The sequence below is a fragment of the Marinoscillum sp. MHG1-6 genome (assembly GCF_024714475.1).
GTDB lineage: Bacteria > Bacteroidota > Bacteroidia > Cytophagales > Cyclobacteriaceae > JAMZMI01.
The window spans coordinates 665,231-674,567 of the sequence record NZ_JAMZMI010000003.1; the positions used below are offsets into that span (position 1 = coordinate 665,231).

13 protein-coding genes are annotated in these 9,337 nt (G+C 39.8%); all 13 read left to right on the forward strand.

The window, feature by feature from the left end:
- Positions 1-10: 10 nt before the first annotated feature.
- The 13 genes from NXR94_RS10035 (at position 11) to NXR94_RS10095 (ending at position 8,978) form a co-directional block, all read left to right on the forward strand.
- Entirely contained in the window at positions 11-754 is a 744-nt protein-coding gene (locus tag NXR94_RS10035; RefSeq protein ID WP_258104487.1) for a hypothetical protein, read from the forward strand.
- Between the two features lie 241 nt (positions 755-995).
- A complete protein-coding gene (locus NXR94_RS10040; protein ID WP_258104488.1) occupies positions 996-1,457 on the forward strand; it encodes a hypothetical protein in 462 nt (153 codons plus the stop codon).
- Entirely contained in the window at positions 1,450-1,794 is a 345-nt protein-coding gene (locus NXR94_RS10045; protein WP_258104489.1) for a protein-tyrosine-phosphatase, read from the forward strand. The genes NXR94_RS10040 and NXR94_RS10045 overlap by 8 nt, the downstream gene beginning before the upstream one ends.
- Before the next feature lie 259 nt (positions 1,795-2,053).
- On the forward strand, positions 2,054-2,671 hold the full coding sequence (locus NXR94_RS10050; protein ID WP_258104490.1) for a hypothetical protein: 618 nt from the start codon (positions 2,054-2,056) through the stop codon (positions 2,669-2,671).
- A 255-nt stretch (positions 2,672-2,926) separates the two neighbouring features.
- Positions 2,927-3,700: a hypothetical protein gene (locus NXR94_RS10055; RefSeq protein WP_258104491.1), complete on the forward strand. Its 774-nt coding sequence runs from the start codon at positions 2,927-2,929 to the stop codon at positions 3,698-3,700.
- Between the two features lie 241 nt (positions 3,701-3,941).
- Positions 3,942-4,403 (forward strand): hypothetical protein, encoded by a 462-nt coding sequence (locus tag NXR94_RS10060; RefSeq protein ID WP_258104488.1) that lies wholly within the window; start codon positions 3,942-3,944, stop codon positions 4,401-4,403.
- Positions 4,396-4,740, forward strand: a complete 345-nt coding sequence (locus NXR94_RS10065) for a protein-tyrosine-phosphatase (RefSeq protein ID WP_258104489.1) — start codon at positions 4,396-4,398, stop codon at positions 4,738-4,740. Before NXR94_RS10060 ends, NXR94_RS10065 begins: the two co-directional genes overlap by 8 nt.
- 268 nt (positions 4,741-5,008) lie before the next feature.
- On the forward strand, positions 5,009-5,428 hold the full coding sequence (locus tag NXR94_RS10070) for a hypothetical protein (RefSeq protein ID WP_258104492.1): 420 nt from the start codon (positions 5,009-5,011) through the stop codon (positions 5,426-5,428).
- Between the two features lie 250 nt (positions 5,429-5,678).
- The gene (locus tag NXR94_RS10075; protein WP_258104493.1) at positions 5,679-6,176 is read left to right on the forward strand and encodes a hypothetical protein; all 498 of its coding nucleotides are present in this window, start codon (positions 5,679-5,681) and stop codon (positions 6,174-6,176) included.
- A gap of 254 nt (positions 6,177-6,430) precedes the next feature.
- Positions 6,431-6,619, forward strand: coding sequence for a hypothetical protein (locus NXR94_RS10080; RefSeq protein ID WP_258104494.1), 189 nt, complete (start codon positions 6,431-6,433; stop codon positions 6,617-6,619).
- Positions 6,616-7,086: a hypothetical protein gene (locus tag NXR94_RS10085; protein WP_258104495.1), complete on the forward strand. Its 471-nt coding sequence runs from the start codon at positions 6,616-6,618 to the stop codon at positions 7,084-7,086. The genes NXR94_RS10080 and NXR94_RS10085 overlap by 4 nt, the downstream gene beginning before the upstream one ends.
- Positions 7,087-7,338: 252 nt before the next feature.
- The gene (locus NXR94_RS10090; protein WP_258104496.1) at positions 7,339-7,974 is read left to right on the forward strand and encodes a hypothetical protein; all 636 of its coding nucleotides are present in this window, start codon (positions 7,339-7,341) and stop codon (positions 7,972-7,974) included.
- Positions 7,975-8,207: 233 nt separating this feature from the next.
- On the forward strand, positions 8,208-8,978 hold the full coding sequence (locus tag NXR94_RS10095) for a hypothetical protein (RefSeq protein ID WP_258104497.1): 771 nt from the start codon (positions 8,208-8,210) through the stop codon (positions 8,976-8,978).
- The last annotated feature ends 359 nt before the right edge of the window (positions 8,979-9,337 follow it).

Genomic DNA, 9,337 nt, shown 5'->3' on the forward strand with positions numbered 1-9,337 from the left:
CATGATCGCTATGAGAAAATTCGTCTTACTATTAACGTTTTACATCATTTTCCTTGATGGCTTCTCACAGGTGACACTCCAAATAGATACGAGTTATCTGCCTCTACAGAAATTTAAAGTTGAGTTCAATGATAAGTCATGGGTTGATTCTATTGGAGTGTATTTCAACATTGAATATCTCAAGGCATTTGATGAACCTCCAATCTATTGCTGTCAATCTGATAGCATGATTAGAATCCTAACGATCCCGTCTTTTGAACCTGCAACAATAATTCAGCTCTTTAAGCAAGATTCCAGATACATTATTCAAACCAAAATCTCAAACAAAGTTGGTCTGGATAATTCGTATTTAGATGCCGGGCAACTCAAGCGAAAAGATAAAAAGCGATTTTGGGAGATATCAAACAACAAAATTCCTCAGTCTGAATGGACGGAGGATGATCAAAGAATTTATGATGAAGCAACTGTTCGTGATACTGAAATATTTAGTTATTCAACTGAAGTGACAGAGATTTCATTAAGCGACTGGAACAGCATATTTGAGCACCTGAACAGCCGATTTTATAAACTTAATGCAAAGCCCGAACAATTTAGGGCAGTAGCGGATGGATATAGTCGATTAGTTGAAGCTGTAACAGCAAACGGATATATTGCTCTCTCACGAGGTTCTGCTTTCCCGGAAGAACAGATTGTTCAAGAACTTACCCGAACAATTCTGAATCTGTCAAAATATACGCCATATAACAATCGCTAGCACGAATGCGCCAAAGTGGTTATCTGCTAAGTTCAGTGCAAACTTCACCATGAATCAGCCGCTGGGAAAGGGCGGTGCTTTCTGGTTGGTGCATTTCGCAGGATTCTTCATCTTTCTGAACGCAGTGGTTATCTGATACTTTGGAAGCACCGGCAGATTCATTAGTTTTATCGGAACTTGCCAAGCTCGGGGCGCACTCCTGCTAGCTTGGTGTTAGCCACAATTAGTACTTCTGAATCAAATGAACATAGTCAACGGCAGAAATGTGAAATTTGTAGAATTCGACACTTCGACTAATTGGGCGAGTGCGCTTCCAACAAGTAACTGGTTAGTAATCATTTTGACAAAATCAAAGAACAAGCAATTCTTTGGTGAAATTATCAAGAAGTCAATTGATAGGAACGTCAGCTACATCTGTAGTATAGGAGAGCAGCAAGATATAGTTCATGATATGGCAGATGAAGAAATAGTATATCGGGATGTTGACATTGAACATTACCATTTGCCTGAGCATCGTATAATAACAACAGGACATCAAGATTTTGAAGAAGGAATATGGTTTGGACTATTTTCTGCAAACAATGATGAGTGTGAAATAAATGATGTGGTCATAATTAATGTAACTAATGACAAAAGTTATGGTCAATTGACACTTGATTTGATTTCAAAGATTGACTCTGGCTATATTCCTAAAGATGACTGAACGCCCAAACCTTCTAGTAGTTTGCGGACGCAACAAACGAAGAAGCAGAACTGCCGAATACATATTTAAGAATGATCAACGTTTCAACATTCGCTCCGTTGGACTAAGCCCAAAAAGTGAACGACAAATTAAGGAGCGTGACATTGAATGGGCAGATCTAATATTTGTAATGGAAGATGGTCAGAGTGGCCGAATTTCTGGAACATTTAGGCATATGGAACTCCCTGAAATCGAAGTTCTGCACATTGAAGATGAATATGAATATTTAGATCCAGGACTAGTTGAAATGTTAACCGACCGAATTAATTCAACTTTAGAAATCATCTACAACATCTAAAACAATGTGGCTAACATGCGCTAGCGATGCAGATGCAGACTGCTACTAGCAACCATCGAAGGAACTCATCGCTCCCTGCCCCTTCTGTAACTTTCAGTGCGTGGAAGAACTGCCTGCAGTTCTGGCGGATGTCTGGGTTAACGCAGCTTTTTATTGACCGTTTTGTGCGTGTGGTGCAGGATCGCTAGTTTTATCGAAAATTGCCAAGCTCGGGACATCCGCCCGCTAGCTGGGCGTTAGATTTCATTTGATCAACTCCATGAGAAAGATTTTAATCCTAATTGCAGCAATCATTGTGAACGTCCTTTTATACTATTCAGTTTTTGGATCTTGGGGACATTTACTTTTCGAGAATTTCCAAACGATAAACGAAGAAACTGCCTTTAGGGATGGGGCGATAACGATGAGCATTGGCAACCTTTTATTGGCGTTACCCATAACTCTCATACTGGCGATTTTCATTCATACAACTAACAAATACGGAGAACGATTTAAGAAATTATATATACCCTCAGCTATTGGAATACAAGTATTTTGGTTTGCCTTCTTAATTTATAGTGGATACCAGAACTATGTTGGCAACTACCCAGAAAACACTCCAAGAACTTCAACAACGGAAATTGACGAGTATTTGAACGCAAGAAAAGTCGAGGTTCTAACAATGCTAGATTCGGCTGTTATGATGAAGAACTCTGAACTGGATGCAACCAAAAAGGACTCATTGATGAACATCTACAGAACCCTAATGAACGAAGTTTTTAACCAGGTAGCAGAATACGCCAACGAAATGAACATTCCACAAGAAAAGTTTGATTCATTTCACGAGACCATTGACACTTCCGAACAACTTAAGGAACTGAGAAAACAGACGGAATAAAACGAAAATCTAACAGACACTATCGGTTATGTGCCAAACTGCCTCTTTTCAAGTTTTATCGAGACTTGACCGCTACTGTGCACCTTCTGATACTTCATGGCTTCTGGATACTTCAGTGGTTCTGGATTTTTATCGGCAGAACGCACTGCCTTGTAGATACCGTTGTGCTTCTGGTGCACTTCCGCTATTTTAGTGCTACCTGCCAACTGTCGGCACACAAACCGATAGTTAGGCGTTAGCTGACATACCCATACGTTGAAGAAATCTGAGAAAATAAATATTGGCTTTACTTTTTTCGCAATTGTTCTTTCAGTCATTGCATTAACATACGACTGTAGCCAGAATAAGAAGATTAGTGAACTTCAGACTAACCTAAATAATCTCAATTACAAGCCTACAATTAAGGTCGACAGTATCAAACTCATAAACTTCAGGGAAAGGGTTGATTCAATCTTGATTACACCTGATATCGCTGACTCCCAAGGAATTGTGAACCTTAAATCAACCATCGAAACAGAAGTGGTTTTTGATCTAGAAAATATTGGCACCTCCAAAGCCAACATCATAACGGCTTTATGCATTGATACCGTTTCTGGTGACGACAAACTTCGAAATTTTTTGTATGACGGAATCTACAAATTAAGCTACGATTCAAGTAATGGGGTTTTCTACAAATTTTGGGAACTGCAGCCAGGTGACAAGGACGAACTTCGCTTTAAAAAGAACATCCAATTTATTGATGATGGTTTATTTACAATTCATCTCCTACTTATCTATCAAAACGAACTAGGAACAATTTATGACACCTATTATTGGGCTCAATACAAGAAGAAGAAAATGGAGCTTGATGTTATTGTAGATAACAGAACTGGAGAAATTGTAGCTTCTAAGTCTGCAAACAACTCTTTGAAGAACTTCCTAACATCGATAGACGACAATGTAGCATATCACATCTATTCGAAAGAAGAAGAAAAAGCTTTCTGGAAGTTTACTGAAAAGCTAAAACAAACGTCAGCTAACAAGCGCTAAGTCGGCAGATGTCTACTGCCCTTCTGCCTGCTGTTGAGGAACTCGCCCACTTCGGTGCACCTTCTGCAAATTTCTGTGCATTCTATTTTCTCCGATGCTTCTGGCGAATGTCTTTCTGTCCGCATCGGTATCTGAAAGTTTGTGGGGGTGGTGCACCTTCGTTACTTTTATCGTTACCTAGCAAGTTTCGGACATCCGCCGCTAAGCTAGGCGTTAGCCACAATTAGTACTTCTGAATCAAATGAACATAGTCAACGGCAGAAATGTGAAATTTGTAGAATTCGACACTTCGACTAATTGGGCGAGTGCGCTTCCAACAAGTAACTGGTTAGTAATCATTTTGACAAAATCAAAGAACAAGCAATTCTTTGGTGAAATTATCAAGAAGTCAATTGATAGGAACGTCAGCTACATCTGTAGTATAGGAGAGCAGCAAGATATAGTTCATGATATGGCAGATGAAGAAATAGTATATCGGGATGTTGACATTGAACATTACCATTTGCCTGAGCATCGTATAATAACAACAGGACATCAAGATTTTGAAGAAGGAATATGGTTTGGACTATTTTCTGCAAACAATGATGAGTGTGAAATAAATGATGTGGTCATAATTAATGTAACTAATGACAAAAGTTATGGTCAATTGACACTTGATTTGATTTCAAAGATTGACTCTGGCTATATTCCTAAAGATGACTGAACGCCCAAACCTTCTAGTAGTTTGCGGACGCAACAAACGAAGAAGCAGAACTGCCGAATACATATTTAAGAATGATCAACGTTTCAACATTCGCTCCGTTGGACTAAGCCCAAAAAGTGAACGACAAATTAAGGAGCGTGACATTGAATGGGCAGATCTAATATTTGTAATGGAAGATGGTCAGAGTGGCCGAATTTCTGGAACATTTAGGCATATGGAACTCCCTGAAATCGAAGTTCTGCACATTGAAGATGAATATGAATATTTAGATCCAGGACTAGTTGAAATGTTAACCGACCGAATTAATTCAACTTTAGAAATCATCTACAACATCTAAAACAATGTGGCTAACATGCGCTAGCGATGCAGATGCAGACTGCTACTAGCAACCATCGAAGGAACTCATCGCTCCCTGCCCCTTCTGTAACTTTCAGTGCGTGGAAGAACTGCCTGCAGTTCTGGCGGATGTCTGGGTTAACGCAGCTTTTTATTGACCGTTTTGTGCGTGTGGTGCAGGATCGCTAGTTTTATCGAAAATTGCCAAGCTCGGGACATCCGCCCGCTAGCTGGGCGTTGTGCATCATCGGGGGAACTCCAAAATCAGCATGAAGAAGATAATATTAAGAATCCTAATTGGAATAGCAGCGGTAATTTTCTTGTTCATCGGACTAGTAATAGTTCCTTATTTCACCAACACCATAATGCCGTGGGAACGTAGTAACGCCATTGAAACAACGTTACTCTGGGGCGGACTGGCTGAACTACCTGAACAGGCAAACGATTTGAAAGTTAAGACTTCTGGCGGCATGTTCACTCGAACTTTTTTCATAGAGTTTAACCTTTCTGAACCGGAACTTCAGCAGTGGATCAAGAACAGCAAACGACTAAAGGAACTAACTCCTAAAACACAAACTGACGGAACGAACCTATTTGAAATTTATCCAGGTGAAGACGGGGCGATAGGCGGAACCGTACTCATCAACTTTCAACAAGGTAATGTGAAAATAAAAATGGCTTGGAGCTAAGACGATGCACAACAGACACTATCGGTTATGTGCCAAACTGCCTCTTTGCCAGCTTTATCGGGACTTGCCCACGGAAGTGCACCTTCTGATACTTCATCGCTTTTGGAGACTTCTGTGGTTCTGGATTTTTACTTGTGGAACGCTGTTTTTCATGGATACCGTAGTGGTTGTGGTGCACTTCCGCTACTTTAGCTGTACTTGCCAACTGTGGGCACACAAACCGATAGTTAGGCGTTGTGAGGCATTGCGCATGAGAAACATTATCATCACTCTTCTGATTTTAACATTTGCGACTTCCTGTTCCAACAGAAACAACAAGGAAACTTCTGAACGGATCAACTTTAGATTCGCAATTCTAAATTTGCCGGCTGAAGAATTCAGATACATAACTCAAGATTTTGCGAACGTTTGGAATCCTGATACAATAGACCTGATAAAAGCTGAACAACTAATTAAAAAGGCAGTTAGGACAACTGAAGGCGAACTGCTTTCAATTCAAAGTCTTCCCAACTACTTTCGACAATATGTCGGTTTTCTTAACTCAGCAGGTGAACGAATGCTTTGGGTAAATGCTCTATGTGACATAAAGGATGGAATGGTCGAGAATAACGGAGAATTTGAACTCCAACCCTGGCCATGGAAAACAGAACCGATAATTGTAGACGATGGAGGCGATTGCTATTGGAACATCCTCATTAACATTGATAAGCAAGAATACTCCAACTTTTATGTTAACGGAGTGGCATAAATACGCCTCACAACATGATGTATAAGGCATGTGCTTTCGAGCCTTTTGCAAAGAGCATCTGATCTATTCCGTTTCGTCTGCCGCCGAGGAAGTTTTGTGCTATTTGGAGGCTTATGATTGCGGGATATTTTTCACTTCAGAACGCACTGCTTTCTACAAACTTTGGAAGCACCGGCAGACTTCACTAATTTAGTGCTGTCCACTAAGTGTGAGCACACGCCTCATACATGGGCGTTATCAGCAACCACTGTATCATGAAACTCTTTGAACGAAAACAATTTGTACTAATAGGCATATCCATTTTCTTGGGACTATTCTTAGGAGCCTATCTGATTTCTGAACAGTATGGAGGACTTGGAACAACTGGATTTATTGCTCTTGGAGGGACTTTAGTAATTGCGATAATTATGGTTGCTTTCTTAACTAGAATTGGAAATAAATGATACTACAATATTGGGATTACATGTTTGGAACAGTCGCCTTTTTAGGTGGACTTTATGGATTTCTTCTTGCATTCAAGATTTACAAACCAAAGCACAAGAAAGAAAGTGATCAAGAACGGATGGTCAACTGGCATTTGAAGTTTGGAAAAATGATGAAAATACTATCTCCGATCCTTATGTTAATCGGTATCTACTACCTAACTGTTGGAAATACTTTTCCAGAAGAGCAAACAAGCCAGGCCTGGACAGATGCCGACAAACAACAACTGGTCAACGAATGTCTCAACGGAACGAGCAATCCTTCAGATGCAAGAACTATTAATTATTGCGAATGTGCCATCTCAGACATAATGGAAACAACAACCAAACAGGAATATATCGACATGACTAAACTCCCAGTCAAGGAACTAAAGCTGAAGTTTGCAGAACTTACAAAAACATGTGTCAAAAAATTCCAAAACGAGTAAAAGCTGATAACATTATGTATGAAAGGCATGTGCTTTAGAGCATTTTAAAAGAGGGCATCAGCACTCGACCGTGAGTCAGCCGCCGAGAAAATTCAGAGTTTTTTGGACACTTCACCTCGCGGGATTTTTTCACTTCAGAACGCAGTGCTTTCTACAAACTTTGGAAGCACCGGCAGACTTCACTACTTTAGTGCTGTCCATTAAGTGTGAGCACACGCCTCATACATGGGCGTTATGAGCAATATCTACTAAATGGAAAATGAATTCAAGTCAATAATCTTTAACCCAAGGACTGGAATTGACTTCAGACTAAATTCTGCTAGGCTGATCTATGGAAGTTTAGGTATTATGATATTGTACTTGATTCTAACCCAGCTATTTCAAACGACCTCAGAAACGGACATGGCCGTTTTCATTATTCTTTGTTTACTGATTATTGTAGGTGCCAGATGGTCATTCAACGAGAAACAAAAAAAGTTTGGCTACCTCGATGGAGAACTGAAGATAACTGAACAAAATATCTCAATTAACGGGAAAGAATATGATTGGCAAGAGATCTCGAATTTTTCATTTGATATTCAACAAGTATTAAATGAACCTCTTTGGGAAGATGACTCTTGGGGAGCTTACCGATTTTATGGAGGCCCTTCATTCTCCCAAGGAGTTGATAGCTACATCGATTTTGATTCCACTTACGGACATATTCGAACTTACTTCCAACTTGAATCTTCTTCTCATAAGGTAGACTTGGTTAACCTGATTAGAAGACATTTTTTTCTTGGCAACATTGAACTTCAACGAACATACAATGGATTGCATCTTGAATACGAACAGATACAAGAACTCAAGAAAGAAAAAGCTCAATGGGCTAATGTAAAAAGCTCATAACATTATGTATAAGGCATGTGCTTCCGTGCTTTCAACAAACTTCATTAGCACTCACCCGTTTCGTCTGCCGCCGAGAAAGATTAGTGCTATTTGGAGACTTAAGCTTAGCGGGATTTTTTCACTTCAGAACGCACTGCTTTCTACAAACTTTGGAAGCACCGGCAGACTTCACTATTTTGCAGCTATTAACGAAGTGTGAGCACACGCCTCATACATGGACGTTATCAGGAATTATGAGAACCTTCACAGTCCTACTTCTACTTCTTAACACACTGACGGCTAGTTCTCAACTCTTGCAAAACGAAGAACTGTTGAAAGGGATTGGTTCGATTACAACAAAAAGTTTCAGTGGTTCTGGTGGCGGAGGCTACTGGACATACGAGGAACTCGATGAACTGGGACGAACGATTTCTAAAGAATATCACCGAAGAAAGGAACTGCTCGCTAGAGAAGAATATCGGTACAACCAAATGAACGATGAAATACTTTGGGTTCAAACCTTTGACATTAATAACCCTTCAAGAATTGACTCGACTTTCACTACATATGAGTATAACTCCAACGGGACGATAACGAGACAAAAACAAACATATTCAAATCGTGAAGATTCAATAGTTTTTGACTTGATGGGTATTAAAGATGACACTCTCAACTACTCAAAAAGAGAATTTTATTATCGACCCAACAGGGGGATTGTTGATACATATTCATATAAACTTTCATTGGTTTTTAACTCAGCGAATCAACTTGTTTATAAAAGGGAAGTTGATCTACAAGCGGCAACAATTGAGATTACGAGATATGAGTACAACTCCAATGAATTGCTGAGCAGGCGAAATATAGTTCGAACCCCAGAACCTGAACAAGAAATTGTTTATGTGGGTGGTCCAGGAAGTGATGATATGAGGTACAAATACACCTTTTACGTGAACGGACTAACAAAAAAGATGTACGGAATAATTGAAGAAAAAAAATACAAACTCGCTGAATACCGATACAAATAAAATCCTGATAACAAGCGATATAGCGAATTGCCAAACTGCCTATCTGATATTTCTGTGCAATCCGACCGTGAACCTGCCCATTCTGCCAGCTTTTGTGCTCCTAGCAACTTTTTCCTTTCTGGACTTAGACTTTCAGAACGCAGTGCATTGTGGACACTGTTGCGGGGGTTGGGCAGTTTCACTACTTTAGAGGTGTTTACAAAGGATATGGCCACTCGCCATATCTGATCGATATCTATGATAAAATCAAGCCATTTCAACTTTTTTTAGTGCAATTCTATCCTGATATGGTGTCCCTCTCTTAACTACCGCTACTACCCTGTGCAGTAGCTTATTTCTTATGGCGTTAAGAATGGTCA